This is a genomic window from Pandoraea pnomenusa (assembly GCF_040391475.1).
Taxonomy (GTDB): Bacteria; Pseudomonadota; Gammaproteobacteria; order Burkholderiales; family Burkholderiaceae; genus Pandoraea; species Pandoraea pnomenusa_C.
Window position 1 is genome coordinate 213,998 of sequence record NZ_JBEBXS010000007.1, and the last position, 25,567, is coordinate 239,564.

Annotated in this window: 24 protein-coding genes; 13 read left to right on the forward strand and 11 right to left on the reverse strand. The window is 63.0% G+C overall.

Annotated features, from left to right (window positions below; genetic code table 11):
* The first annotated feature begins 88 nt into the window (after positions 1–88).
* Positions 89–1,213 carry an alkene reductase gene (locus ABWO90_RS10355; RefSeq protein WP_353191128.1) on the forward strand — a complete coding sequence of 375 codons (1,125 nt, stop codon included), beginning with the start codon at positions 89–91 and terminating at the stop codon, positions 1,211–1,213.
* A gap of 95 nt (positions 1,214–1,308) precedes the next feature.
* Here ABWO90_RS10355 and ABWO90_RS10360 read toward each other — a convergent pair whose 3' ends face one another.
* The 7 genes from ABWO90_RS10360 to ABWO90_RS10390 form a co-directional block, all read right to left on the reverse strand.
* Entirely contained in the window at positions 1,309–1,653 is a 345-nt protein-coding gene (locus ABWO90_RS10360; RefSeq protein ID WP_353191160.1) for a type II toxin-antitoxin system PemK/MazF family toxin, read from the reverse strand.
* Positions 1,647–1,790, reverse strand: a complete 144-nt coding sequence (locus tag ABWO90_RS10365; RefSeq protein ID WP_353191129.1) for a hypothetical protein — start codon at positions 1,788–1,790, stop codon at positions 1,647–1,649. Before ABWO90_RS10365 ends, ABWO90_RS10360 begins: the two co-directional genes overlap by 7 nt.
* Before the next feature lie 132 nt (positions 1,791–1,922).
* Positions 1,923–3,161 (reverse strand): mechanosensitive ion channel family protein, encoded by a 1,239-nt coding sequence (locus ABWO90_RS10370; protein WP_353191130.1) that lies wholly within the window; start codon positions 3,159–3,161, stop codon positions 1,923–1,925.
* A gap of 198 nt (positions 3,162–3,359) precedes the next feature.
* A complete protein-coding gene (locus tag ABWO90_RS10375; protein WP_353191131.1) occupies positions 3,360–4,559 on the reverse strand; it encodes an osmoprotectant ABC transporter ATP-binding protein OsmV in 1,200 nt (399 codons plus the stop codon).
* The gene (locus tag ABWO90_RS10380; protein WP_353191132.1) at positions 4,556–5,203 is read right to left on the reverse strand and encodes an ABC transporter permease; all 648 of its coding nucleotides are present in this window, start codon (positions 5,201–5,203) and stop codon (positions 4,556–4,558) included. Before ABWO90_RS10380 ends, ABWO90_RS10375 begins: the two co-directional genes overlap by 4 nt.
* 56 nt (positions 5,204–5,259) lie before the next feature.
* Positions 5,260–6,144, reverse strand: coding sequence for a glycine betaine ABC transporter substrate-binding protein (locus ABWO90_RS10385; protein WP_353191161.1), 885 nt, complete (start codon positions 6,142–6,144; stop codon positions 5,260–5,262).
* A gap of 68 nt (positions 6,145–6,212) precedes the next feature.
* Positions 6,213–6,947: an ABC transporter permease gene (locus ABWO90_RS10390; protein WP_353191162.1), complete on the reverse strand. Its 735-nt coding sequence runs from the start codon at positions 6,945–6,947 to the stop codon at positions 6,213–6,215.
* Between the two features lie 881 nt (positions 6,948–7,828).
* Between ABWO90_RS10390 and ABWO90_RS10395 the strand changes: the two genes are divergently transcribed.
* Positions 7,829–9,196 (forward strand): GGDEF domain-containing protein, encoded by a 1,368-nt coding sequence (locus ABWO90_RS10395; RefSeq protein WP_353191133.1) that lies wholly within the window; start codon positions 7,829–7,831, stop codon positions 9,194–9,196.
* 116 nt (positions 9,197–9,312) lie between these two features.
* Here the strand turns inward: ABWO90_RS10395 and ABWO90_RS10400 are convergent, their stop codons facing one another.
* Genes ABWO90_RS10400 through ABWO90_RS10415 form a run of 4 tightly spaced genes read right to left on the reverse strand, consistent with a single transcriptional unit; the run spans position 9,313 to position 14,514 of the window.
* Positions 9,313–9,732: a VOC family protein gene (locus ABWO90_RS10400; RefSeq protein WP_353191134.1), complete on the reverse strand. Its 420-nt coding sequence runs from the start codon at positions 9,730–9,732 to the stop codon at positions 9,313–9,315.
* The gene (locus ABWO90_RS10405; RefSeq protein WP_353191135.1) at positions 9,732–11,276 is read right to left on the reverse strand and encodes a SpoVR family protein; all 1,545 of its coding nucleotides are present in this window, start codon (positions 11,274–11,276) and stop codon (positions 9,732–9,734) included. Before ABWO90_RS10405 ends, ABWO90_RS10400 begins: the two co-directional genes overlap by 1 nt.
* A gap of 37 nt (positions 11,277–11,313) precedes the next feature.
* Complete coding sequence (locus ABWO90_RS10410) at positions 11,314–12,576, reverse strand: YeaH/YhbH family protein (RefSeq protein WP_353191136.1); 1,263 nt, start codon at positions 12,574–12,576, stop codon at positions 11,314–11,316.
* Between the two features lie 15 nt (positions 12,577–12,591).
* Complete coding sequence (locus ABWO90_RS10415; RefSeq protein ID WP_353191137.1) at positions 12,592–14,514, reverse strand: PrkA family serine protein kinase; 1,923 nt, start codon at positions 14,512–14,514, stop codon at positions 12,592–12,594.
* 1,065 nt (positions 14,515–15,579) lie between these two features.
* Between ABWO90_RS10415 and ABWO90_RS10420 the strand changes: the two genes are divergently transcribed.
* From ABWO90_RS10420 to ABWO90_RS10470, 11 genes are all read left to right on the forward strand, one after another.
* On the forward strand, positions 15,580–15,702 hold the full coding sequence (locus ABWO90_RS10420) for a hypothetical protein (protein ID WP_353191138.1): 123 nt from the start codon (positions 15,580–15,582) through the stop codon (positions 15,700–15,702).
* Complete coding sequence (locus ABWO90_RS10425) at positions 15,699–16,505, forward strand: metal ABC transporter ATP-binding protein (RefSeq protein ID WP_353191139.1); 807 nt, start codon at positions 15,699–15,701, stop codon at positions 16,503–16,505. The genes ABWO90_RS10420 and ABWO90_RS10425 overlap by 4 nt, the downstream gene beginning before the upstream one ends.
* Positions 16,502–17,365 (forward strand): metal ABC transporter permease, encoded by an 864-nt coding sequence (locus ABWO90_RS10430; RefSeq protein ID WP_353191140.1) that lies wholly within the window; start codon positions 16,502–16,504, stop codon positions 17,363–17,365. Before ABWO90_RS10425 ends, ABWO90_RS10430 begins: the two co-directional genes overlap by 4 nt.
* An 11-nt stretch (positions 17,366–17,376) precedes the next feature.
* Positions 17,377–18,321 carry a metal ABC transporter substrate-binding protein gene (locus ABWO90_RS10435; protein WP_353191141.1) on the forward strand — a complete coding sequence of 315 codons (945 nt, stop codon included), beginning with the start codon at positions 17,377–17,379 and terminating at the stop codon, positions 18,319–18,321.
* 197 nt (positions 18,322–18,518) lie between these two features.
* Complete coding sequence (gene miaB / locus ABWO90_RS10440) at positions 18,519–19,862, forward strand: tRNA (N6-isopentenyl adenosine(37)-C2)-methylthiotransferase MiaB (protein WP_353191142.1); 1,344 nt, start codon at positions 18,519–18,521, stop codon at positions 19,860–19,862.
* A 123-nt stretch (positions 19,863–19,985) separates the two neighbouring features.
* The gene (locus ABWO90_RS10445) at positions 19,986–21,029 is read left to right on the forward strand and encodes a PhoH family protein (protein ID WP_353191143.1); all 1,044 of its coding nucleotides are present in this window, start codon (positions 19,986–19,988) and stop codon (positions 21,027–21,029) included.
* Entirely contained in the window at positions 21,026–21,613 is a 588-nt protein-coding gene (ybeY, locus tag ABWO90_RS10450; RefSeq protein ID WP_353191144.1) for an rRNA maturation RNase YbeY, read from the forward strand. The genes ABWO90_RS10445 and ybeY overlap by 4 nt, the downstream gene beginning before the upstream one ends.
* 13 nt (positions 21,614–21,626) lie before the next feature.
* A complete protein-coding gene (locus ABWO90_RS10455; RefSeq protein ID WP_353191145.1) occupies positions 21,627–22,322 on the forward strand; it encodes a gamma-glutamylcyclotransferase in 696 nt (231 codons plus the stop codon).
* Positions 22,323–22,475: 153 nt separating this feature from the next.
* The gene (locus ABWO90_RS10460) at positions 22,476–23,351 is read left to right on the forward strand and encodes a CorC family transporter (RefSeq protein ID WP_353191146.1); all 876 of its coding nucleotides are present in this window, start codon (positions 22,476–22,478) and stop codon (positions 23,349–23,351) included.
* A 24-nt stretch (positions 23,352–23,375) separates the two neighbouring features.
* The gene (gene lnt, locus ABWO90_RS10465; RefSeq protein WP_353191163.1) at positions 23,376–24,932 is read left to right on the forward strand and encodes an apolipoprotein N-acyltransferase; all 1,557 of its coding nucleotides are present in this window, start codon (positions 23,376–23,378) and stop codon (positions 24,930–24,932) included.
* 250 nt (positions 24,933–25,182) lie between these two features.
* On the forward strand, positions 25,183–25,567 hold a 385-nt coding region (locus ABWO90_RS10470; RefSeq protein ID WP_353191147.1), incomplete at its 3' end, for a glycine--tRNA ligase subunit alpha.

The following is a 25,567-nucleotide window of genomic DNA, read 5'->3' on the forward strand; positions in this document are numbered from 1 at the left end:
TGGCGCCATCAGCAAACCCGCGGGAATTGCCGTAACCTGTGCAAGTTTTGTGCAGCACAGCATCCCCACTTTCACAGGACCTTCAGCAATGACGGACTCGCAACACACTCCCCTCGCCGCACTGGATACGGATCTCTTTTCGCCGTATACCCTCGGCCCGCTCGAACTGAGCAATCGCATCGTGATGGCGCCGCTCACGCGCAGCCGCGCGAGCACCGGTGACGTACCCGGCCCGATGGTCGCCGAGTACTACGCGCAACGCGCGTCGGCCGGCCTCATCATCAGCGAAGCCACCAACATTTCGCAGCAAGGCAAAGGCTACGCCTACACGCCCGGCATTTACACCGACGAGCAGGTCGCCGGCTGGAAGCAGGTGACGGACGCGCTGCACGCCAAGGGCGGCAAGATCTTCTGCCAACTGTGGCACGTGGGCCGCATCTCGCACCCGTCGCTGCAACCCGACGGCGCACTGCCCGTGGCACCGTCGGCCGTGCAACCGGCCGGCAAGGCGTTCACCGAACAGGGCTTCCAGCCGCACCCGACGCCGCGTGCGCTGGAAACGTCTGAAATCCCCGGCATCGTCGAACAGTATCGTCACGCGGCCGAGTGCGCGAAGCGTGCCGGGTTCGACGGTGTCGAGATTCACGCGGCGAATGGTTATCTGCTCGACCAGTTCATGCGCGACAAGACGAACCATCGCACCGACCAGTACGGCGGCAGCATCGAGAACCGCGTGCGCCTGACGCTGGAAGTCACTCAGGCCGTCGTCGACGTCTGGGGCGCCGATCGTGTCGGCATTCGCCTTTCGCCGATCAGCCCGGCGAACGACTGCGGCGACAGCAATCCCGAGCCGGTCTTTACCTATGCCGTCGAACAACTCAACCGCTTCGGCCTCGTGTATCTGCACGTCGTCGAGGGCGCGACGGGCGGTCCGCGTGAAGTGGAGAACGGCTTCGATCTGCAGAAGCTTCACCGCCTCTTCAAGGGCACGTTCATGGCGAACAACGGCTATGATCTCGCGCTGGCGCTCAAGGCCCGCAAGGAAAACCTGGCCGACCTGATCGCCTTCGGCAAGCCGTTCATCGCGAACCCGGACCTCGTGGAACGCCTCAAGCGCGGCGGTCCGTTCAACGCCCTGGATCGCGACACCCTCTACGGCGGCGACGCCCGCGGTTACGTCGACTATCCGACGCTGGATGAAGCGTCGGCATGAAGCGATGTCGCGTCGTCTGCACCACACGGTGCTCGACGATGTGACGCCAACGAATGAAAAAGGGCTCCGTCAGGAGCCCTTTTGTCTGTGCCGCACTATTCGCGATGGTCGCCACACATGTCATCCGCGAACGCGTTTCGCAACCCGCTAAGCGTCCCGCGCAACGACGACACATCCAACGCGCCGGTACGGCGCACGAGACGCCTCCGATCAATCGTCCTCACTTGACCGACGTTCACCGCACCGGGTTGCCCGCGAAACATCGTCGGAATACGAAAGCGTGACGCCTGCGGCGACGATGTCAAAGGTGCGACGATCACTGTCTGCTGTTGCCGATGCATATCTTCAGGCGAGACAACGACACAAGGACGCGTCTTTTTCGTTTCGCTTCCCACGGCAGGATCCAGCGATACGACCCAGACTTCTCCACGCCTCACCATGTCCACTCCTCATCGTCGAAGTCACTGGCGGAATCCCACAATGCCAGTTCCTCTTCGCTCTCATCGTCGACCGGCCCAAACACGAACGCTTCCTTTCCTGCATCCGCCGTGGTGCTCAACTCCATACCCTGATTCATCCTGCACTCCGATTCGATACCCCGCTCTCCCTCTCACGTGGATTGAGAAACATCGTCGCAGTGCAGCACTTCAAAGTAAACAGACTCGAAAGTATTCCGGAATTTTCCTGAAGCGCCACGACAGCAAGTCGATTACGTCGCGCTCGTTCCCTGCCAGCGCACGAAGTCCGCGCCCGCCGGATTCTGGTACATGCGCAGGCCGAATTCGGGAAGGATCGCAAGCAAGTGATCGAACACGTCGCCCTGTACGCGCTCGTACTCGGCCCAGACGATCGTGTTCGTGAAGCAGTACAGCTCGATCGGGATGCCCGTCGCCGACGGTTGCAGCGAACGCACCATGCAAGTCATGCCCTCGTGAATGTTCGGATGCGCCTTCAGATACGCCAGCGCATACGCGCGGAACGTGCCGATGTTCGTCAGACGGCGCGTGTTCGCCACCACGCCCGCCGCCGTGCCCAGCGCCGCATTGGCGTCTGCCAGCGAACGCTGCTTCTCCGTCAGATAGGGCGCAAGCAGATGCAACGTCGACAAGCGTGCGATCTCCTGCTCGTCCAGAAACCCGACGCTCCCGGCGTCGATACAAAGCGTGCGCTTGATGCGCCGCCCACCGGACTGCTGCATGCCGCGCCAGTTGCGGAAACTCTCGGAGATCAGACGCCACGTCGGAATCGTCGTGATGGTCTTGTCCCAGTTCTGCACCTTCACCGTGTGCAGCGCAATGTCGACCACGTCGCCATCGGCCCCTACCTGCGGCATTTCGATCCAGTCACCCACGCGCAGCATGTCGTTGGACGTCAACTGCACGCTCGCAACAAACGACATGATGGTGTCCTTGAACACCAGCAACAACACCGCCGACATTGCGCCGAGCCCGGAGAGCAGCAACCACGGCGAACGATCGATGATCGTCGCGACGATCGCAATCGTCGCCACCACGTACAACGCGATCTTGCCCAGTTGCACGTAGCCCTTGATCGAACGCGTGCGCGCGTGTTCGGAATGCGCGTAGACCGACTGCGCGGCGTCGAGCATGCCGGCGACGGCGAGCGTCGCATACAGGAGCGACATGGCCAGCGCGACATTGGCAATGACCAGCACCGCCTTGGGCGGCAGATCGGGCACCCACGAGATGCCGAACTGAACGACCACGTAAGGCAGAATATGCGCGACACGGTGGAACACGCGATGCGCGAGCAACGCGTCGTCCCAGCGGTTGGCCGTGCGCTGCACGACGATGCGCACCACGCGCACGATCAGGAACTGCGCCACGGCCTGCACCAGCAGTGCGACCACGATCAGTATCGCCAACGCTACGACCAGCCGTGCCCACGGCGCCTTGTCGACCCACGCCAACATCGCTTCCCACGTCATCCCGCTACTCCTTGACGACACACAGTGCCGATTACCACGATGGTGTTTTCCCGCCACCGACCGCATGCGCAAATGCAAAAATGACGGCCGCACCGGACCGTCATCGATTTCCCAGCAAGCGAACGCCGGCAAGGCGCTCGCTTCCCTCAAGTCCGGCGGACGCATGGCATCCCCATGCGCCACGACCGGACAAAACGCTTACATCGACGCGCCGAACGGCACGCTCGCGACCACATTCGGCGCACCCGGGAGCGACGGCGCCGAAATCGTGCCACCGCCATTGCCGCGCGACTTGCCCGAACTCAGATAGTCGGCGATGGAATCCTGCGTCACTTCGCCGAGATACTGATTGTCGTCGCCGAGCACCGGCAGCGACGCCAGATTGTGCTCGTACATGCGCGAAAGCAGCACCCGAAGGTTGTCGCCGGCCACCGCCGATGCCTTGAAGTCGCGCACCCGCTCGCCGCACGTGCCCTGCGCATGGCGCGTGTCGCGTCGCGCAATGTAGCCCAATGCGCGGGCGCTTTCGTCGACGACGACCAACGAGCGCGTGTCGAGCTCGTCCATCATGCCGTAGGCTTCGGCCAGCGTCGTCTGCGGCTTGACGGTCGGCTGCGGCGTGGCCGCGTCTTCCGCGCGCACCAGCAGCAAACGCTTGAGAATGCGGTCGTGCCCCACGAAGCTCGCGACGAATTCGTCGACCGGTCGCGCGAGCAGCGCATCCGGTTGCGCATATTGCACCAGACGCCCCTGACGGAAGATCGCAATGCGGTCCGCCAGTTTGATCGCCTCGTCGATATCGTGACTGACCATGATGACGGTCTTGCCCAACTGGCGCTGCATCTGCAGGAATTCGTTCTGAATCGATTCGCGGTTGATCGGATCGACGGCACCGAACGGCTCGTCCATGAGTAGCACGGGCGGATCGGCCGCCAGCGCACGGATCACGCCGATACGCTGCTGCTGGCCACCGGAGAGCTCACGCGGATAGCGGGACAGATAACGCTTCGGGTCGAGTGCAACCATGCCCATCAGTTCGGTCGCGCGTTCGCGGCAGCGCTTCTTGTCCCAACCGAGCAGACGCGGCACCACCGTGATGTTCTCTTCGATGGTCATGTTCGGGAACAGACCGATCTGCTGAATCACGTAGCCGATGTGGCGGCGCAGTTCGATTTCGTTGATGTTGCCGGTGTCTTCGCCGTTGAGCAGAATGCGCCCGGATGTCGGCTTGATGAGCCGGTTGATCATCTTGAGCGTGGTCGTCTTGCCGCACCCCGACGGGCCGAGGAAGACGCAGATTTCGCCCGGCGGCACCTCGAGGCTGACCGAATTCACGGCCGTGACAGGCGTGCCGTCCTTCTGGACGAAGCTTTTGGTGAGATTGTCGAGTGTAATCATACGGTTCGGATTCCTTTCGGTGTCAGCACGCGCTGCAGGCGGTGCAACAGGGTGTCGGCAACGATGGCGAGCAGACTCACCATGACCGCACCCACGACAAGCTGCCGGGTATCGCTCTGGCTGATCCCCTGGGTGATCAACACCCCGAGACCGCCGGCCCCGACGATGGCGCCAATGGCCATCACGCCAATATTCATCACGACGGCAGTGCGCACGCCGCCCAGTACCACCGGCACGGCCAGCGGCAATTCCACCAGGCGCAGACGCTGCCAGAACGTCATGCCGATGCCGATGCCCGCTTCGCGAATGCTCGGGTCGATCTGCCGCAACGCGAGGCTCGTGTTACGCATGATCGGCAGCAGCGAATACAGGAACACGGCGGCCACGGCCGGCGCGGGGCCGATGCCCATGCCATAGACCGACAGGGCCGGGATCATCAGGCCGAACAGCGCGATCGACGGGATGGTGAGCACGACGGTGGCCAGCCCGAGCACCAGGCCCGACAGCCAGCGAAAGCGCGTGACCAGCACGCCCAACGGCACGCCGACCACGATGGCCGCCCCGACCGAAGCGGCCACCAGCCACGCATGCTGGCCCGTAAGGGTCAGGATGCGGTGCCAGTTATGCGTCAAAAATTCAATCATGGGACTCCTCGATCAGTTTGCTTCAGGTGCCTTGGCGAGCGAATGAACGCTTGCGCTCACTGCACCAGTCCTTCCTGCTTGAGGAAGTCGCTCGCCACTCGCGCCACGGCCTGATGGTCGATGTCCACCCGGGCATTCATGTCGCGCATGTTCTCGTCGTTGATCTTCGCGGACAACGCATTGAGTTCGTCGGCGAGTTGGGGATTGGCGTCGAGCACTTCCTTGCGCACCACGGGCGTGGCGGCATAGGCCGGGAAGAAGCCCTTGTCGTCGGCCAGCACCTTCAGGTCGAAACCCTTGTTGCGGCCGTCACTCGTGTAGACGAGGCCGGCGTCGATCTGCTCGTTCTTCAGCGCCGTATAGACCAGGCCCGGATCCATCTGCTTGATGTTGCGACGCTCGAGATGGAAGTCGTAGAGCTGCTCCATCGGCTCCAGGCCGTCGGAGCGGCCGACGAACTCCATGTCGAAGGCGAATTGCATCTTCGGATTCGCACGGAATCGGTCGATGAGCTGCGAGACCGTCTCGACGCCTTCCTCCCGGGCGATCTTGCCCGGCATCGCGAATGCGTACGTGTTGTTCAACGTCGACGGGTTGAGCCAGACGATGCCGATCTTGCCGTCGAGCTCCTTCACGCGCTCATAGGTCTGTTGCGGGTCGAGCTTCTCGGTCACCTTGTTGTAGACGATCAGCGACGTGCCGGTGTACTCCCAGACGATGTCGAGCTGGTTGCTCTCCATCCCCTGGCGCATGACCACGCTGCCCAGGCCGTTCTTGAGCTCGACGTCGTACCCTTTGCTACGCAGGTACTGTGCCGTCATCTCCGAGAGAATGAGCTGTTCGGTAAAGTTCTTGCCGCCGATGGTCAGCGTGGCTGCACCGGCCGCAGCGCTTGCCACCATGACGCCCAGCGCCACGACGGCGGTGCCGATCCGGCGCATCCAGCGCGAGGGCACACCGCCCAGTGTTCGAGATTTCGTTGCTTGCATACGTGTGGGTCTCCTTTGTCTCAGCGCGCTGGGGCGCCGTGACGTGCGAACCAGAGCCCGCTCGCGAAGGCGACGATGCCGTCGAGCACAAGGGCGAGCAGCGCGGTCCCGGCAGCGCCGAGAAGCAGCTTGGTCTGGTCGTTCAGATAGATGCCCGGGAAAATCAGTTGTCCCAGGCTGTCCGCGCCGATCAGGAACGCGAGCGGCGCCGTGCCGACGTTGATCGCGAGCGCGGTGCGAACGCCGCCGATAATCACCGGCATGGCATTGGGCAGATCGACGCGGAACAGCACCTGCGCCGGCGTCATGCCCATGCCGCGCGCCGATTCCCGCAGCGCGGGCGGCACCTGCCGCAAGCCCTCGTACGCGTTACGCACGATGGGCAGCAACGATGCGAGCCACAGCGCCAGAATGGCGGGACGATCGCCGATGCCGAGCACCGCCATCGACAACGCCAGCACGGCGAGCGACGGCAGCGTATTGCCGATGTTGAAGATCTGCACGGCGCGTTCGGCGTGTTTCTCGAACTTCGGTCGCGAGATAAGCACACCGGCAGGCACGCCGACCAGGATGGCCATCGCCATCGAAATCGCCACGAGCTTCAGGTGCTGCTGGGTGTAGTACACCAGGTCGCCCTGGTATTTGACGAGCGCGTCCACGCCCAGCCAATACACCAGACCGGTGACTGCGGCGGCGACACCGAGCAGTCCGAAGCCGGCCAGATAGAGAATGCGATACTGCTTCGCCACGTTCATGCTCCCTTTGAATGGGTTGGCAGCGTTGGCGCGAGGCAATAGCATTCGCCCCGCGTGACAACGCGGTCAAACAAGCATGACAACTGTTAGCTGCCTTGCGAATTGTGAAGTGTTCGCTCCGAAGGTCTGTGGAAGACGACGGTGACGAACCAGGCGTCGCGGAATGCGACATGAGAGACGAGCTTTCGACGCCGTGGGCGCCTGGGCCTCTCGATGCACGCTTATTGAAAGCGCGCGAATGTTTTACTGCACGAGCTCATTGCGTGATGGAACTGATCGCCGGCGCAACGAGGAACACCGGCAACGCTTTTGTTTCTATGGGCCAATCGCAGCGATTAGCTTTTTTTATTCTAGTACAGATAGTGCGTCGATGCCAACCCGTAGCACGATTTTAGTGAAGAATCCGGCGCATTTACACACGCTTACGGTGCATATTCTTCATATGAATCGGACTCCGAATTAATTGCACACACGGCAATCCCCCGCCATCACTGGGCTGACACACGCCCCGCATTCCCCGTCTCGAAATCGGCCGTTTTAACATTCCGCAGAGCGGATCACCGTGCCGCATTGATTTATTTTCCGACGCCCGGAATCTGTGTCCCCGACCATTCAATCGACCGTTTGAAGCACCCCGAAATCCCCGTGTTTACGTCAACGAGACAGGAAAATGGAATGCGTCCCTGGAAACGGGTGTCAACGCGTAAAAACTCGTGTATTCTCCAAGGTTTATCTTAGTTTTCAACCATTTAGCGTGAATCGGGGAAACGTGACGATAACGCGAGGCCATGACCTTGCGGCGAGTTGCGGCGCGCTGGTTGAAACGTAGGAAAACGCGATCGTGCGCGAGGCACGAGGTCGTTGATCGGCGAATAACAACTATGAAAAGTTCCATCAGCCGTACCGAACAGGGCAATCGCGTTGCCGCGACCACCATTCTGGTCGCGTGCGCCGCTCTCACCCTCGCAGGATTTCTCACACGTGCGCTCGAAGGCACGGTGAATCCGCTGCTGACGTTCTTTCTCGTCTCTGCTGGCGGCATCCTCAATCTGTCCACGGCGTGTCTGCTCGGCGTGCAGTATCTCTACAACGGCAAACGCTATTTCGCGCAATTCGGCTGCGCGTTCTTGCTGCGCGGTTTGTTCATGTTCACCGAAGGCGTGCTGCTCGCCAATCAGCTGGCGGGCATCTCCACGAATGTCACGCGCGCACCGTTCTGGCTGTGGCTCGTCGCCGAAGCCAGTTTCGCCGCGTATGTGATGCTCAGCGTGCGAAGCTATTCGCGCACGCGCAGCGATCCGCACACGCGCCCCGGTTACTCCGAAGCCGCACGCTACGGTGCAACGGTGCTGATCGTCTGGGTGACGGTCTCGCTGTCGGTCGTCGCGGCCGGACGCTCGCTTGTCACGCCGCACATTGCGGGCAGCATCGACGTCGAGACGCTCGCCATCGGTGCGCTTTTCGTGGCGTATGTTGCACTGTGGTGGCGCATCGCGGCGGTGACACGGTTGTCGCACAAGCTGTTTTTGCTCGTGTGGGTTGTCGTTTCCATATCGCTGTGCCAATTGGTGTTGTCGCTCACGGCGCCGAACGAGGCGTCGTATCAGTGGTACGCCGCCCGCCTGCTGGCGCTGGCGTCGCCCGGTGTGGCAACGCTTGCCCTGGTCTGGGAAATTACGCGGCAGTATCAGTCGCTCGCGCTCACGAATACCGATCTGGTCGAGAAGGTCTTCATCGACCCGCTCACGCACATCTATAACCGGCGCTACTTCGATAACCGTATCCGGCTCGTTGCCGATCGCGTACAACAACATGCGATTCCGCTGTCGGTGCTGCTGATCGATATCGATTTCTTCAAGCAGGTGAACGACCGTTACGGACACCCGTTCGGCGACGCCGTGCTGCAACGCATTGCCAACACGATTCAGCACTGCATTCGCTTGCCCAGCGACTTCGCGGTGCGTCTGGGCGGCGAGGAGTTTGCAGTGGTACTTCCTGAAATCGATCAGCACGCGGCGCTGCGTGTGGCGGACCGCATCCGCGAGTCGGTCAAGCGAACGAGCACCGACATGCTGCCGACGCAGGCGCGCGACGACGGCGAATCGATCACGATCAGCGTGGGGATTGCGTCCTGGCAGCCGGGCGAGCCGCTCGTCATCAGCGCCATGCTCGAGCGCGCCGACAAGGCGCTCTATCAGGCCAAGCACAAAGGGCGTGATCAGAGCGTGCTTGGACAAATGGCCGCTTGAGGGACCTGAGGGACTGAGGGACTGAGGGACTTGGGGGACTTCGGCTGTTTCAGGCGTGTCCGGCGTGTCAATGCAGCGAACAGATCCGCTGCAACACGCGCCGTTCGGAGGGATGTTCAGACACGAGGCCGCGTCGGCGGTCCTTTGAGTTCGACGGTATTGCCGTCCGGATCGTTGAGATAGCAAGACGGCCCTTCCCCGTGCGCACCGTAGCGTTGCACGACGTCTCCCAACGTTACGCCATGGGCGGCAAGCCCCCGCCGGATCGCGTCGTCGTCGAACGGTTCCACGCGCAAACAGAAGTGATCGAGATTGTGGCCTTCCGGCCCCGGCGCGGCGCCGCCCTGACGCCCGATCACGCCGCTCACATCGACCAGATCGATCAACGCATCGCCCGCCCTCAATTGCACCAGCCCGATGTCGGCCTGCACCTTCTCCCGAGTGCAGCCGAGCACGTCGATGTAGAAGTGTTCGAGCCGGGCAATGTCGTTGGTACGCAGCACCACATGATCGAGCGCGACGAACGGAATCTTCATCACGCGCTCAACGCGTAGCGCCGCCGCTTCTCGACCTTGGTCTCGTGCGTCATTTCGCTGCGACCGTCTTCGAAGACCGTTTCGAGCCGCACCGTGAAGCCCCAGAGGCGGGCCACGTGCTTGAGCACTTCCTCGAAGCCGTCATCGAGCGGACGGCGATCGCTTTGCACGTGACGCAGCGTGAGCGAACGGTCGCCGTGCAGGTCCACCTGCGAGACCTGGATGTTTGGCTCCAGCTCGCTCAGGTTGTACTGCTGCGCCAGCATTTCCCGAATTTCGCGATAGCCCGAATCGTTGTGAATTGCGGTGACGCGCAGTCGGCTGTCGCGATCGTCATCGAGCACGGAAAACAGCTTGAGATCGCGAATGACCTTGGGCGACAGGAACTGCTGGATGAAACTCTCGTCCTTGAAGTTGCGCATTGCGAAGTCGAGCGTCTTGATCCAGTCGCTGCCGGCAATATCCGGCGCCCAACGGCGATCCTCCTCGGTCGGCTCCTCACACATGCGACGGATGTCCTGGAACATCGCGAAGCCCAGCGCATACGGATTGAGTCCGCTGTAGTACGGACTGTCGAACGACGGCTGATACACCACGTTCGTGTGCGCGTGCAGAAACTCCATCATGAACGCGTCGTTCACGAGCTTCTCCTTGTAGAGCTGCTGGAGAATCGTGTAGTGCCAGAACGTCGCCCAACCCTCGTTCATCACCTTGGTCTGACGCTGCGGATAGAAGTACTGTGCGAGCTTGCGCACGATGCGCACGATCTCGCGCTGCCACGGTGCCAGCTTCGGCGCGTTCTTCTCGAAGAAATACAGCAGGTTCTCCTGCGGCTCGCCCGGGAACGGCGGCTCGTCGGACTCTGTCGGATCGAGGCCATCGTCCTCATCGTCGTCACGCAACGCATGATGGGGCAGCGTGCGCCACAGATCGTTGATCTGCATCTGCAGGTAGTTCTCGCGCTCCTTCTGGCGCGCCTGCTCCTGCGCGAGCGACAGGCGTTTCGGCCGCTTGTAGCGATCCACACCATAGTTCATGAGCGCGTGACACGAATCGAGCAGCAGTTCGACCGACTGCTCGCCGTAGCGCTGCTCGCATTCGGTAATGTAGTTGCGCGCGAACAGCAGGTAGTCGACGATGGCGTCGGCGCTGGTCCACGTGCGGAACAGATAGTTGCCCTTGAAGAACGAGTTATGACCGTAGCTGGCGTGCGCGATGGTCAGCGCCTGCATGGTCATGCTGTTCTCTTCCATCAGATACGCGATGCAAGGGTTCGAGTTGATGACGATCTCGTAGGCCAGCCCCATCTGCCCGCGCTTGTATCCGCGCTCCGACGACAGGAAGTGCTTGCCATACGACCAGTGGTGATAGCCGATGGGCAGACCGACGGTCGCGTAGGCGTCGAGCATCTGCTCGGCGGTGATGATCTCGATCTGGTTCGGGTACGTGTCGAGCTTGAAGTCGCTCGCAATGCGCGCGATCTCATGCTCGTACCGCTGAATCAGCTCGAACGTCCATTCGGAACCGGTGGATATGTACGCCATGATGCGTCCTCGTTGCGGTGCCCGCCCCGAACGGCTTTCAGGCCGCCTTCTTCTTGAACAGGTCGTGCAGTACGGGGTAGATTTCGGCCGCTTCCATGATGCGCTGCATCGCGAAATTGGGGTGCTGCTGCTTGACCGACAGGTATTCGTTCCACAGATTCTGCGGCTCGGCGCTCGCCACCTCCACATACGCAAAGTACTGCACGGCAGGCATGATCGTCTGGTTGAGAATGTCGCGGCAGATGGGCGAATCGCCGTCCCAGTTGTCGCCATCGGAGACCTGCGCGCCGTAGATATTCCAGTCGCTCGGCGAGTACCGGTCGGCGATGACTTCCGCCATGAGCTTGAGCGCACTCGACACCACCGTGCCGCCCGATTCGCGCGCATAGAAGAAGTCGTCTTCGTTGACTTCCTTGGCCGTGGTGTGGTGACGGATGAGCACCAGGTCGATGCGCTCGTAGTTATGCCGCAGGAACAGATAGAGCAACATGAAGAAGCGCTTGGCGAGATCCTTGCGGCTCTGGTCCATGGAGCCCGAGACGTCCATCAGACAGAACATGACCGCCTGCGCCTGCGGACGCGGCTGCATGACCCGATTCGAGTAGCGCAGGTCGAGCTTCTCGATGTAGGGAATCGCCTCGACGCGCGTGCGGAGATGCGTGATCTCATGGGCCAGCGCAAGCGCTCTGGGCGACGTATCGCCCTCGCGCGAGACGACATCCGCATACTCGGCTTCGAGCTCGCGCAACTGTTTGCGATACGGCGCCGTGAGCGCGATACGACGGCCCAGCGAGCTGCGCATCGTGCGAATCACGTTCAGGTTCGACGGCGTGCCGTCGATGGAATAGCCCGCGCGAACCTTGCGGAACTCCGGAATCTGCGCCAGCCGACGCTTGGCGAGGTCCGGCAGGGCCATGTCCTCGAAGAAGAATTTCAGAAACTCCTCGCGCGAGAGGTTGAAGACGAAGTCGTCCTCGCCCTCTCCCGAGTCGCTGGCACGGCTGCCGCCGCCGCCCGCGCCCGATGGCGGACGCTCGAAGTTGTCTCCCACCACGAACTCGCGGTTGCCGGGATGCACCATCTCCCGTCGCCCGCCGGGCCCGTGGTGGAACAACGGTTCCGAAATGTCCTTCACCGGGATCGAGACCTGTCCGCTGCCATCGATATCGGTAATCTTGCGCCCGCCCACCGCCTTCGCCACCGCGCGACGAATCTGCTCGCGGTAGCGTTTGATGAAACGCTGCTGGTTGATGGCGCTTTTGTTCTTGCCGTTTTGCCGTCTGTCGATGATTGCTGACATAGTGGCCCCGATGGGTTACGAGGATTTGCGCACGCGCAGATACCATTCCACAAGCAGGCGAACCTGCTTCGGGGTATAGCCCTTTTCCACCATACGGTTGACGAAGTTGGCGTGCTTTTCCTGATCCTCCTTGGACGACTTCGCATTGAACGAAATCACCGGCAGCAGATCCTCGGTCGTGGAGAACATGCGCTTCTCGATGACCGCCCGCAGCTTTTCGTAACTCGTCCAGAGCGGATTCTTGCCCGCGTTGTTCGCACGTGCGCGCAGGACGAAGTTGACGATCTCGTTGCGGAAGTCCTTCGGGTTGGTGATCCCGGCCGGCTTTTCGACTTTCTCCAGTTCGTCGTTCAGCGCGGTGCGATCCAGAATTTCCCCGGTGTTCGGATCGCGATACTCCTGATCCTGAATCCAGAGGTCTGCGAAGTTCACGTAGCGATCGAAGATGTTCTGGCCGTACTCGGAATACGACTCGAGGTAGGCCGTCTGGATCTCCTTGCCGATGAACTCGACGAACGGGGCCGTCAGGTATTCCTTGATGTAGGCGAGATAGCGCTTCTCGACTTCGCCCGCATACTGTTCGCGCTCGATCTGCTGTTCGAGCACATACAACATGTGCACCGGGTTCGCCGCCACTTCGGTGTTGTCGAAGTTGAAAACCTTCGAGAGCACCTTGAAGGCGAAACGCGTGGACATGCCCGTCATGCCCTCGTCCACCCCGGCGTAGTCGCGGTACTCCTGATACGACTTGGCCTTCGGGTCGATGTCCTTGAGGTTCTCACCGTCGTAGACACGGACCTTGGAGAAGATGTTGGAGTTTTCCGGCTCTTTCAGCCGCGTGAGCACGGCGAACTGGGCGAGCATCTTGAGCACGTTCGGCGCGCGCGGGGCATTGGCGAGCGAGCTGTTCTTCACGAGCTTCTCGTAGATCTTCACCTCGTCGGTCACGCGCAGGCAGTACGGCACCTTCACGATGTAGATACGATCGAGGAAAGCCTCGTTGTTCCGATTGCCCTTGAAGCTCTGCCATTCCGCTTCGTTCGAGTGGGCGAGCACGATACCGTCGAACGGAATCGCCCCGAACCCTTCCGTGCCCTTGTAGTTGCCTTCCTGCGTGGCCGTGAGCAGCGGGTGGAGTACCTTGATCGGCGCCTTGAACATTTCGACGAACTCGAGCAGGCCACGGTTGGCCAGGCACAGGCCGCCGGAGTACGAGTAAGCGTCCGGGTCGTCCTGCGGGAATTCCTCGAGCTTGCGGATGTCGACCTTGCCGACCAGCGACGAGATGTCCTGGTTGTTTTCGTCTCCCGGCTCGGTCTTGGCTATCGCAATCTGCTGGAGCACCGACGGGCGCACCTTCACCACACGGAACTTGGTGATGTCGCCGTTGAACTCGTTCAGACGCTTGGTGGCCCACGGCGACGGGATCGTATTGAGATACCGCACCGGAATGCCGAAGTCCTCTTCGAGAATCTTGCCGTCTTCCTCGGGCGAGAACAGACCCAGAGGCGACTCGTGCACCGGCGATCCCTTCAGGCAATAGATGGGCACGTCTTCCATCAACGCTTTGAGCTTCTCGGCCAGCGACGACTTGCCGCCGCCCGGGGGCCCGAGCAGGTACAGGATCTGTTTGCGTTCTTCGAGCCCCTGGGCGGCATGCTTGAAGAACGAAACGATTTGCTCGATCGTGTCTTCCATGCCGTAGAAGTCACGGAAGGCAGGATAGATCTTGATGATCTTGTTCGAGAACAGCCGCGAGAGTCGCGGGTCGTGGTGCGTGTCGATGAGTTCCGGCTCACCGATGGCGCGCAGCATGCGTTCGGCGGCCGTGGCATAAGCCGTCGCATCCTTCTTACAGATCTCCAGATATTCCTGGATGCTGTATTCCTCTTCCTTGCGTGCTTCGAAACGTGTCGTGTAGTGGCTGAAAATATCCATATGCCTCACCCCCGCTTCATCGGAAAACATCGCGACGCGATGCCCGCTCTGTTGCCTAAGACCCGGATGACTGCGCAATGGTTTCGACCTGGCTCACTGCATGCCGGAGCGACTGTCGCGAAACCTTTCGCACTGTCCCCTCCCTCACATGAACGACTCAAAATCGGTTTAGGTTGACTTTAAACGTGTCAGTGAAAATTGCAACCGTTAACTCATCATATGCTCAAAACAAAAAAACTGTCGCTAGATATTTTCCGCAGCGCTAACCAATCGCAACCAATCGCGATAACCCCCTTTTCACAAGGGTTTCCACGCACTCTACGCATTGCGCACGCTCACTGAGATTCGTCGATTTTCGAGCGTTTTTTCCAATACCCTCGCACGCATTGCGCATTCGGGTTTGTCTGCACTTCCTCGCTCGAAAATCATTAAGGAATCCTATTTAATCACCAAACTATCGGACGATCGTTCGATCGTGGTCGTGCAATGTTGTTGGGAAAAAAAGTGGGTCGCCCAGCGACGTCGACGCATGCGAAGACGTGGGCGCGAGAGAGAGTGCTTTCCTGTCGAAGCAACGCGACGGCGCGATGTCGCGAAGGTCGTGCGAACGGCATGCCCTGTGCATGGCGAACGCGAGTGAAAAGTCGACGGCTGATGGATGTCCGAACGGGCAAACCTCCTCGGCGATATCGGCACGTTCGCGGGCACCTCGACCGCGTTCGCCGGAGCACCGGCCGGGTCGCGGCACTGCACCATGCCGACGTCTCATCGAAACCTTGCAAATTGCCGATCTATGGAATGAAGCGAACGCCGTGCCAGTCGATCGAGCGTGAACCCATGTTACGCCGGTTAGCCAAAATGTGCTGCGCGGATATGTAACGCGGTGTGTCCCCTCGATGCCCGCTCGCCCGTCGCCGAGGTTCGCCCCACCGGACACCTCGAGCATCGCCCTGCGCTTCGGTCTGAGCAGGCCGGAACGCGGGGGCGTCATTTCATGCAATAATGCAACTTTGTTGCATTTATTACACAGTTGCAAACTGTGGCTGGGCATCGCCCGTCTCTTCCATGATCCGCTTTTCCGTCTGGCTATACCGTCTCGCTGGCTGGGAACGCACGGCACTGATGTTGCTCGTGCTGGTTCCGCTCTGGGCGCTCGTCTATTGGGCAGTGCAAGGAGTCGCCTCGTGATCGGTTGCCAGGACCTCTCGGTCCGCTTCGGCCCCAATGTCGCGCTCGAGGGCGTGAGCGCCACGTTTGCGCCCGGCGTGCTCTCGGCCGTGGTCGGCCCCAACGGCGGCGGCAAGACGACCCTGCTGCGCGCGCTGGCCGGCCTGCAGAAGGCCTCGGCCGGCCGCATCGTCTGCGACGGCCCCGTCGCCTATCTGTCGCAGCGCCCCGAGACCGATCACCGTTTTCCCATGTGCGTCGAGGAATACGTGCTGACCGGCACATGGCGGCGCACCGGCGACGCGCGCCGTCTCGGGCACGACGAGTTCGAGCGCGCCCGCGACGCCCTGGCCCGCGTGGGTCTCGCCGACAAGCGCACGCAGGCGCTGGAAGTCCTCTCCGGCGGGCAATGGCAGCGCGCGCGCTTCGCGCGTCTGATCGTGGAAGACGCGCCGATCGTTTTGCTGGACGAACCACTGACCGGTATTGACGTACCGTCAGCGGAACTGTTGCTGGCCTTGCTGGATCAATGGCGCAACGAGGGACGCACGGTGGTGACCGTACTCCACGACCTGCCGCTAGTGCTTGAACGCTTCGCGCACGTTGCCGTGATGGCCGGACGACTGGTGTCATCGGGTGCACCGGCCGAATGCCTGCACGGCGCCTTCCCGCCTGCGGATGGGTCGGGCGGCACTGGAGGCGGCGCACATACGGGCCTGTCGGGCGCCGGCGGCTATACCGCCTTTACCGCCGGCGGACCCGCGGCGCCTGCGCCGGGTGCCATCCCGGGCGCGATCGCTCCCCCGCGCGGAGGTCATCGATGAGCGTCGTGCTCGATTTGCTCGTCGGCCCGTTCGCGGAATTCGACTTCATGCGGCATGCGCTCGTCGGCAGCCTCGCGCTGTCGCTGGGTTGCACGCCGGTAGGCGTCTTCCTGCTGTTGCGCCGCATGAGCCTGATGGGCGACTCGCTCTCGCACGCGGTGCTGCCTGGCGCGGCCGTCGGATATCTGATCGGCGGCCTGTCGCTGCCGTGGATGGCGGGCGGCGGCATGGTGGCGGGTTTGCTCGTGGCACTGCTCGCCGGGCTGTCGAGCCGCCGTACCCGGCTCGACGAGGGGGCATCGTTTGCAGGTTTCTATTTGCTGGCGCTCGCCGGCGGTGTGGTGATCGTGTCGAAATGGGGCAACAGCGTCGACCTGATGCATCTGCTCTTCGGTTCGGTGCTGGCCGTCGACGACCCGTCGCTGATCCTGGTGGCGGCGATCGCGACGGTGACGCTCCTTTGGTTCGGGTGGCATTATCGCGGTCTCGTGCTGGATAGCGCCGACCCGACGTTCCTCGGCCAGAGCCAGGGCAAGAGCGTCATGCGCTATCACCTCGGCTTCACCGTGCTCACGGTCATGAACCTCGTCGCGGGGTTCCAGGCGATGGGCACGCTCATGGCCGTGGGGCTGATGATGCTGCCGGCGGCCACCGCCCGGCTCGTCGCTCGCACACTGCCGGGCATGCTGCTCGTCGCGTGGCTGGTGGCCAGCGCGTCGAGCGTGATTGGTCTGTTGTTGTCGTATTACCTGGCCTGCCCTTCCGGGCCGGCCATCGTATTGACGGCAGGGATCGCCTATCTGGGCGCCCTGCTGATTTCGCCGGGCAGCGCAGCGACTGCGAAAGCCCCGGCGCCTTAAGAGAGGAAAACATGTTCGGATTGGGTCAAAGGGGCAGCAACGCGTCGGGCGGCAAGTCGTGGCTTGGTGCTGGGCTTTTCGCCACACTGGTCGCCCTCGCGCTGACCCTCGCCGGCCCGGCACGCGCGCAAGACACGCGTCTGCCGGTCGGTGCGAGCTTCAGCATCCTGGCCGACATCGTGAAGGTGGTCGGCGGCGACCGGGTCGACGTGGCCACGCTCGTCGGCCCCGATCAGGACACCCACGTCTACGAGCCCACCCCGGCGGACGTCGCCAAGATTTCCGGCACCAAGCTCTTCTTCGTCAACGGTCTGGGTTTCGAAGGCTGGTTGCCCCGCCTGATCAAGGCGAGCCACTATCCCGGTACGCTCGTCACGGTCACCAAGGGCCTCAAGCCGCGCACCATGGTAGACGAAGGCAAAACGGTGTCCGATCCGCACATGTTCCAGGATCCGGAGCGCGTGAAGACGATGGTCGACAACATTGCGGCCGCCCTGTCGCAGGCCGATCCGGCGGGCGCCACGTATTACGCCGATCGCGCGAAGAACTACCGTGGCGCCCTCGACGACCTCATCACCTGGGCCAACAAGCAGCTCGCGCCGATTCCGCCGTCGCGCCGCGTGGTGCTGACCTCGCACGACGCGTTCGGCTACCTCGGCCAGCGCTTCGGCATCAAGTTCCTGGCGCCGGAAGGCGTGTCGACGGAGAGCGAAGCGAGCGCCAAGGACGTGGCGAACCTGATCCGCGTGATCCGCCGCACCGGCATCAAGGCGGTCTTCATGGAAAACATCTCGAATCCGCGACTGGTGCAGCGCATTGCACGCGACGCCAAGGTCACGGTCGACGGCAAGCTGTACTCCGACGCGCTGTCCCAGAATCCGGAAGCGTCGACTTATCTCCAGTTGTTCCAGCACAACATCCGGGCCGTTGCCGCCGCGATGAAGGACAACCGCTAGTCGTCAGGTATCCCCCGCCGGTGCACGCGGTATAATGCGTGCACCACACACCGGCCCCGCTACGGAGGTCCGGACAGGCCGGCCACGCCGGCTTTTGCGTTTGGGCCGCCGCTTTTTCGTCGCGACCCGAGCCGATGAACCCCTGAAACATCACTGCGGACGCCCCCAGGTCAACCACTGCGAACGGCGCACACTCAATGGCAAAGAAGATTTACATCAAGACGTTCGGCTGTCAGATGAACGAGTACGACTCCGACAAGATGGCGGACGTGCTCGGCGCAGCCGAAGGTCTCGAAAAGACCGACACCCCCGAAGACGCCGACGTCATCCTGTTCAACACCTGCTCGGTGCGCGAAAAGGCGCAGGAGAAGGTGTTCTCGGATCTGGGACGCATGCGCGCCCTGAAGGAAATCAAGCCGGACCTGGTGATCGGCGTGGGCGGCTGCGTGGCCAGCCAGGAAGGCGCGGCCATCGTGCAACGCGCTCCTTACGTCGATGTGGTGTTCGGCCCGCAAACCCTGCACCGCCTGCCGCAGATGCTCGAAGCGCGTCGCTCGACCGGCCGCTCGCAGGTCGACATCTCGTTCCCGGAAATCGAGAAGTTCGACCACCTGCCGCCGGCCAAGGTCGAAGGCGCCACGGCGTTCGTCTCGATCATGGAAGGCTGCTCGAAGTACTGCAGCTACTGCGTGGTGCCGTACACGCGCGGCGATGAAGTTTCGCGCCCGTTCGAGGACGTGCTTACCGAGATCGCCGGCCTGGCCGAGCAAGGGGTGCGCGAGATCACGCTGCTGGGTCAGAACGTGAACGCCTATCGCGGCCTGATGGCCGACGGCGAGATCGCCGACTTTGCGCTGCTCATCGAGTACGTGGCAGAAGTGCCGGGTATCGAGCGCATTCGCTACACCACGAGCCACCCGAAGGAATTCACGCAGCGCCTGATCGACACCTACGCCAAGGTGCCCAAGCTCGTGAGCCATCTGCACCTGCCGGTGCAGCATGGCGCCGACCGCGTACTCTCGGCCATGAAGCGCGGCTACACCGTGCTCGAATACAAGTCGATCATCCGCCGCCTGCGTCAGGTGCGCCCGGACATGTCGATGTCGTCGGACTTTATCGTCGGTTTCCCCGGCGAGACGGAAGAAGACTTCGAGAAGCTCATGGCGATGATTCACGACATCGGCTACGACACGAGCTTCTCGTTCATCTACAGCCCGCGCCCGGGCACGCCTGCGGCCAACTTGCCCGACGACACGCCGCGCGAAGTCAAGCTGCGCCGCTTGCAGCACCTGCAGGCCGTCATCGAGGAAAACGCCGCGCGCATCAGCCAGCGCATGGTCGGCTCGCGCCAGCGCATTCTGGTCGAAGGCGTATCGCGCAAAGACCCGAACGAACTGCAGGGCCGCACCGAGAACAACCGCGTGGTGAACTTCCCCGCCCCGGAATCCCAGCGCGCCGGCCTCATCGGTCAGATGACCGACGTCGTGATCACGTTCGCCTATCCGCACTCGCTGCGTGGCGAACTGGTCACCACACACTGAACGAAATCTGCAAACATGAACGGACCCGGCGGCAATCGACGAACGGCGCACACGCACCGTTTGCCCAATGCCGCCCCCGGCGACTCCATCGAACGACCTGAACAGGCACCCGACCGGATCATCTTGAAAGCACCCGTCCAAGAATTCACCGCCCCGCGCGACGACAACCGCCGTCTGGCCAACCTTTGCGGCCCGCTCGACGAAAACCTCCGCCAGATCGAACAGGCACTCGACGTCTCGATTACCCGCCGCGGGCATCGCTTCTCCGTTCGCGGCAGGAGCGCCGTCATTGCCACGCAGGCGCTCGAGAGCTTCTACAACCGCGCCACCGAACCGCTGTCCGTCGACGATATCCAGCTGGGTCTGGTCGAGACGCGCCAGGGCCTCGCCCCGACCGTGCGTCACGGCGACGACAACCCGTTCGCCGCCGGCGAGACGGAAGACGGCTCGCCCGTGCTGCACACGCGCCGCAGCGACCTGCACGGCCGCACCCCGGCGCAGCGCGAGTACCTCAAGCAGATCCTCTCGCACGACGTGACGTTCGGCATCGGCCCGGCCGGTACCGGCAAGACCTACCTGGCGGTCGCGTGCGCCGTCGACGCGCTCGAGCGCGACGCAGTCAAGCGCATCGTGCTCACGCGTCCGGCCGTGGAAGCCGGCGAACGCCTGGGCTTCCTGCCCGGCGATCTCGCGCAGAAGGTCGACCCGTACCTGCGTCCGCTCTACGACGCGCTCTACGATCTGCTCGGTTTCGACAAGACGCAGAAATACTTCGAGAAGCAGATGATCGAGATCGCACCGCTGGCGTACATGCGCGGGCGCACGCTCAATCACGCCTTCATCATTCTCGACGAGGCGCAGAACACCACGCCCGAGCAGATGAAGATGTTCCTCACGCGTATCGGTTTCGGCAGCAAGGCGGTCGTCACGGGCGATACCACCCAGGTCGACCTGCCGCGCGGTCAGAAGAGTGGCCTGATGGAAGCGCAGGTGATTCTGAAAAACGTGCGCGGCATCGCCATGACCCGCTTCACGAGCGTTGACGTGGTGCGCCACCCGCTGGTTGCCCGCATCGTCGAGGCTTACGACGCACACACGCAACACGCCGAGGCCGGCCTCGATCTGCCCGAAGCCCCGGCTGCGCGCGCCTCCCGAGGCAAGGCATGAGTGAGCGCACTGGTGAGCGCGCCGGGCGTGCGCCACGCCACGCGCTCACGCTCACGAGCCAGTTCGTGGCGGGCCCGGCGTTCGCCGAACACAAGGCGCTGCTCTCGCGCACGACGTTGCGCCGCTGGGTGCAGGCGGCCCTGCTGGCCGACGCCGAACTCACGTTCCGGTTCGTCGACGCCGAGGAAGGCCAGTCACTCAATCGCGGCTATCGCGGCAAGGATTACGCCACCAATGTGCTGACGTTCGCCTACGCGCAAGACGAAAGCGATCCGGTCAGTGGTGACATCGTGCTGTGCTGCCCGGTGGTCGAGCGAGAAGCGAACGAGCAAGGCATCACGCTCGAAGCGCATTACGCGCATCTGATCGTGCACGGCGTGCTGCACGCGCAGGGCTACGACCACGAGGAAGACGACGAAGCGCAGGAGATGGAAGGCCTGGAAACGGAGATTCTCGCCGGACTGGGCTACGCCGATCCCTACGCCGCCGAGAAGTCCGTCGCGGCACCGGCGCACGCTGCGAAGGCCGCGAAGGCCGCCAAGCCCCCCAAATCCACTGGCCCGGCCAAGCCGCGCCGCACCTGAGCCCGCTCACAGCATGGACCGCATCCCCGACCCGCCGAACGCCAGCGCACCTGCCCCGGCCCGCGCATCGAGTGGGCCGGCATGCGATCAATACCCCCCCGATCTCGGCGCGCCTCGTCATTTGAGCCACGACGAACTGATCGGCTCGCTGGACCGTGCACTCGTCGACTGGGATGGCCGCCGCGACCTCTGGATCTTTGCCTACGGTTCGCTCATCTGGAATCCGGGCATGCCCGTCGAGGAGAGCCAGCACGCCCGTGTCCACGGTTACCACCGCGGCTTGTATCTGTGGTCGCGCGTCAATCGCGGCACACCCGAGCAGCCCGGTCTCGTCCTGGCGCTCGACCGGGGCGGCTCGTGCGCCGGCGTGGCATTGCGGCTGTCGGCGGCCAGGGCGCGCGCCGAACTCGAAACGCTCTGGTATCGCGAGATGGCGATGGGTTCCTATCGTCCGGCATGGTTGAACTGCCGCCTTGCCGACGGCACGACGCGCCCGGCGCTCGCCTTCGTGATGCGCCGCGACGTGAAGAGCTACGCGGGCCGCCTGCCCGACCCGATCATCCGCCAGGTGTTCGACTGCGCGCAGGGTCGCTACGGCACCACGCACGATTACGTCGCCCGCACGGTCAAGGCACTGCGCGAAGCCGGCATGGCCGATCCGGCGCTCGAAGCCGTGCTGCACCGTTGCGGTGCGCCGCGCGAAGACTGACACGCCCGCGTTTGACATCGCTCAAGTCGACGAAACCAAACGCAACAAACGACACCGAATGGCCCCGACGCCTGTCGCGGTGTTGCCGCACATCTGGTGTATCCTTGGGGTTCCTGAAACAGCTCGGCGTCCGCCCAACTTGGACGCGCCGTCATGAACGACCCTTATCCCAGTCGACCCGGTCGAAAAAACACCGAAAAACCTCGCTCTCTGCTCGAACGCCTCACCGACCTGATTTCCCCGGAACCGGAGTCGCGCGCAGAGTTGCTCGAAATTCTGCAAGACGCTCACGCCCGCAACCTGATGGACGCCGATTCCCTGGCGATGATCGAGGGCGTATTCCAGGTGGCCGATCTGTGCGCCCGCGACATCATGGTGCCGCGCGCGCAAATGGACGCCATCAACATCGAACAGACCCCCGAAGAATTCGTCCCGTTCGTGCTGGAGCAGGCGCACTCGCGCTATCCGGTCTACGAAGGCAATCGTGACAACATCATCGGCATTCTGCTCGCGAAGGATCTGCTGCGTTACTACGCCAACCACGATTTTGACGTGCGCGACATGCTGCGCCCGGCCGTGTTCATTCCCGAGTCGAAGCGTCTGAACGTGCTGTTGCACGACTTCCGCGTGAACCGCAATCACATCGCCATCGTCGTGGACGAATACGGCGGCGTGGCAGGCCTCATCACGATCGAGGACGTGCTCGAACAGATCGTCGGCGACATCGAGGACGAATACGACTTCGATGAGGAAGAAGACAACATCATCGCCGCGCCCGACGGCTCGTATCGCATTCGCGCGCTCACCGAGATCGAGCAATTCAACGAAGCGTTCGGCACCCAGTTCCACGATGACGAAAACGACACGATCGGCGGTATGATCACGCACCAGTTCGGTCGCGTGCCGCGCCGCGGTGAGCGCATGCGCGTCGGAAATCTCGTGTTCGAAGTGCTGCGTGCCGACGGCCGTCAGGTTCACATGCTGCTGCTGCGCCGCGTGGAACCGACACCTGCCGCCCAGCCTGACTAACCCATCGATCGATCCATGCAGGAAATGACCGTCCACGCGCCCGAGGGGCGCACGTGGCCGGCCTGGCGTGCCCGTGCGCTCGCCGGTCTGGCCGGCATTGCACAGACGCTGGCCTTCGCGCCGCGCGACATCTGGTGGCTGCAACTGCTCGCCATGGCGGGGCTGTTCGCGCTCGTCGAGCGCAGCGCCTCGCGCCGCGACGCCGCCTGGCTCGGCGGCTGCTTCGGCGTGGCATCGTTCGTCTCCGGCATCTGGTGGTTGTACGTCAGCATGCACACCTACGGCGGCATGCCCGCCATCATGGCGGGCGCGGCGGTGGTGCTGTTCTCGATCTATCTCGCCCTCTATCCGGCGCTCGCGACCTTCGCCACGCGCTGGGTCGGACCGGCAGGTCCGTGGCGCGCGCTGGCGTTCGCCGGCGCATGGACGCTCGCGGAATGGCTGCGCGGCACGGTGTTTACCGGCTTCCCGTGGCTCTCGCCGGGTTATGCCCATGTCGACGGCCCGCTCGCCGGTTTCGCGCCGCTCGTCGGTGTCTATGGGATCGGCGGACTTGCGGCCCTCACGGCGGCGTGGTTCGCACGCGCCGTGCTGCCTCTCGTCGCGACGGTGCGTCTGGCCCGGCGTCTGGCCGCGGTCGCGGGCGTGCTCGCGCTGCTGGGCATCGGCGCGGGACTGACGCGCCACGCGTGGACCGCGCCGTCGGGCAACCCCCTGACCGTTCGCCTGCTCCAGGGCAATATCGCGCAGGACATGAAGTTCGAGCGCGCCGGTATCGAACACGCCATGACGCTGTATCGCGACATGATCGTGGCCGCACCGGCCGATTTCATCATGACCCCGGAGACGGCGTTCCCGGTACTGCAGCAGGGCATTCCGCCCGACATCGCGCAGTCGATCCGCGACTTCGCCGACAAGACCGGCTCTCACGTCGTGCTCGGCGCCGTTGGCGCCACGCTTACCCCGAACGGCCCGACCGACCTCACCAACAGCTTGTTCGGCGTGACCCCGCGCGACCCGACGCTCTACCGCTACGACAAACACCATCTCGTGCCCTTCGGCGAATTCGTGCCGTGGGGCTTTCGCTGGTTCGTCGACATGATGCATATCCCGCTGGGCGACTTCCTGCGTGGCACCGCCACGCCGGGCGGGTTCGTCGTGCGCGATCAGCGCGTGGCGCTCAACATCTGCTACGAAGACTTGTTCGGCGAGGAGATTGCGCAGGCACTGCGCAACATGCCCGAGCCCGCCACCGTGCTCGCCAACTCGACCAACCTCGCATGGTTCGGCGACACCATCGCGCTCGACCAGCATCTGCAGATCGCGCGCATGCGCACACTGGAGACGGGACGACCGATGCTGCGCGCCACGAACACCGGCGCCACGGCGATCATCGACGCCCACGGGCGTGTGCAAGCCCGCCTGCCCGCCATGACGACCGGCGTGCTCACCGGCAGCGTGCAGCCATACAGCGGCCTCACGCCCTACATCCGCTTCGGCAACGTGCCCGCACTGGTGCTCGCGCTCGTGGCGCTGGGCCTCGGACTGGTCGTGACAGCCATTTCGCGCCGCGCTCGCTGAGTCGCGCGCCGGCGCCGCACGCGTCATCGGCCGGTCGATGCGAGTCATCGAACCGGAGCCACGGAATGCAAGTGCCTTCGGCCAGCGCGGCGGCGAAAATTCGCCGTGCCGCGGCCGTTGGGCACCGACGCCCCATTCGGGTCGAATTCCCGCTAAAATTCAATGTTTTAGTTTTTCGGCCGCGCTCGCGGCCGGGCCGAAAGACTGCGCAAAATCCGCATTTTTCTCTGTTCGTCCGCGCGAATTCATCATGCTTACCTTTCAACAAGTCATCCTGACGTTGCAGGATTACTGGGACAAGCAAGGCTGTGCGTTGCTCCAGCCTTACGACATGGAGGTCGGCGCCGGTACCTCGCACACTGCCACGTTCCTGCGCGCGATCGGCCCGGAGCCGTGGCGCGCCGCCTATGTGCAGCCGTCGCGCCGTCCCAAGGATGGCCGTTACGGCGAGAATCCGAACCGCATGCAGCACTACTACCAGTACCAGGTGGTGCTCAAGCCGGCCCCGGAGAACATTCTCGACCTGTATCTGGGTTCGCTGCGCGCGCTCGGTCTCGATCTGAACGAAAACGACGTGCGTTTCGTGGAAGACGACTGGGAAAACCCCACGCTCGGCGCCTGGGGCCTGGGCTGGG

Excerpts from the sequence above, each read along its gene's own strand:
- ABWO90_RS10455 (WP_353191145.1), top strand. The coding sequence starts at position 21,627 with ATGGACCGCATCCCCGACCCGCCGAACGCCAGCGCACCTGCCCCGGCC.
- lnt (WP_353191163.1), top strand. The coding sequence starts at position 23,376 with ATGACCGTCCACGCGCCCGAGGGGCGCACGTGGCCGGCCTGGCGTGCC.
- ABWO90_RS10380 (WP_353191132.1), bottom strand. The coding sequence starts at position 5,203 with ATGATTGAATTTTTGACGCATAACTGGCACCGCATCCTGACCCTTACG.
- ABWO90_RS10430 (WP_353191140.1), top strand. The coding sequence starts at position 16,502 with ATGAGCGTCGTGCTCGATTTGCTCGTCGGCCCGTTCGCGGAATTCGAC.
- ABWO90_RS10400 (WP_353191134.1), bottom strand. The coding sequence starts at position 9,732 with ATGAAGATTCCGTTCGTCGCGCTCGATCATGTGGTGCTGCGTACCAAC.
- ABWO90_RS10390 (WP_353191162.1), bottom strand. The coding sequence starts at position 6,947 with ATGAACGTGGCGAAGCAGTATCGCATTCTCTATCTGGCCGGCTTCGGA.
- ABWO90_RS10460 (WP_353191146.1), top strand. The coding sequence starts at position 22,476 with ATGAACGACCCTTATCCCAGTCGACCCGGTCGAAAAAACACCGAAAAA.
- ABWO90_RS10415 (WP_353191137.1), bottom strand. The coding sequence starts at position 14,514 with ATGGATATTTTCAGCCACTACACGACACGTTTCGAAGCACGCAAGGAA.
- ABWO90_RS10365 (WP_353191129.1), bottom strand. The coding sequence starts at position 1,790 with ATGAATCAGGGTATGGAGTTGAGCACCACGGCGGATGCAGGAAAGGAA.
- ABWO90_RS10355 (WP_353191128.1), top strand. The coding sequence starts at position 89 with ATGACGGACTCGCAACACACTCCCCTCGCCGCACTGGATACGGATCTC.
- ABWO90_RS10395 (WP_353191133.1), top strand. The coding sequence starts at position 7,829 with ATGAAAAGTTCCATCAGCCGTACCGAACAGGGCAATCGCGTTGCCGCG.
- ABWO90_RS10375 (WP_353191131.1), bottom strand. The coding sequence starts at position 4,559 with ATGATTACACTCGACAATCTCACCAAAAGCTTCGTCCAGAAGGACGGC.
- ybeY (WP_353191144.1), top strand. The coding sequence starts at position 21,026 with ATGAGTGAGCGCACTGGTGAGCGCGCCGGGCGTGCGCCACGCCACGCG.
- ABWO90_RS10410 (WP_353191136.1), bottom strand. The coding sequence starts at position 12,576 with ATGTCAGCAATCATCGACAGACGGCAAAACGGCAAGAACAAAAGCGCC.
- miaB (WP_353191142.1), top strand. The coding sequence starts at position 18,519 with ATGGCAAAGAAGATTTACATCAAGACGTTCGGCTGTCAGATGAACGAG.
- ABWO90_RS10420 (WP_353191138.1), top strand. The coding sequence starts at position 15,580 with ATGATCCGCTTTTCCGTCTGGCTATACCGTCTCGCTGGCTGGGAACGC.
- ABWO90_RS10370 (WP_353191130.1), bottom strand. The coding sequence starts at position 3,161 with ATGACGTGGGAAGCGATGTTGGCGTGGGTCGACAAGGCGCCGTGGGCA.
- ABWO90_RS10385 (WP_353191161.1), bottom strand. The coding sequence starts at position 6,144 with ATGCGCCGGATCGGCACCGCCGTCGTGGCGCTGGGCGTCATGGTGGCA.
- ABWO90_RS10435 (WP_353191141.1), top strand. The coding sequence starts at position 17,377 with ATGTTCGGATTGGGTCAAAGGGGCAGCAACGCGTCGGGCGGCAAGTCG.
- ABWO90_RS10360 (WP_353191160.1), bottom strand. The coding sequence starts at position 1,653 with ATGGTGAGGCGTGGAGAAGTCTGGGTCGTATCGCTGGATCCTGCCGTG.
- ABWO90_RS10405 (WP_353191135.1), bottom strand. The coding sequence starts at position 11,276 with ATGGCGTACATATCCACCGGTTCCGAATGGACGTTCGAGCTGATTCAG.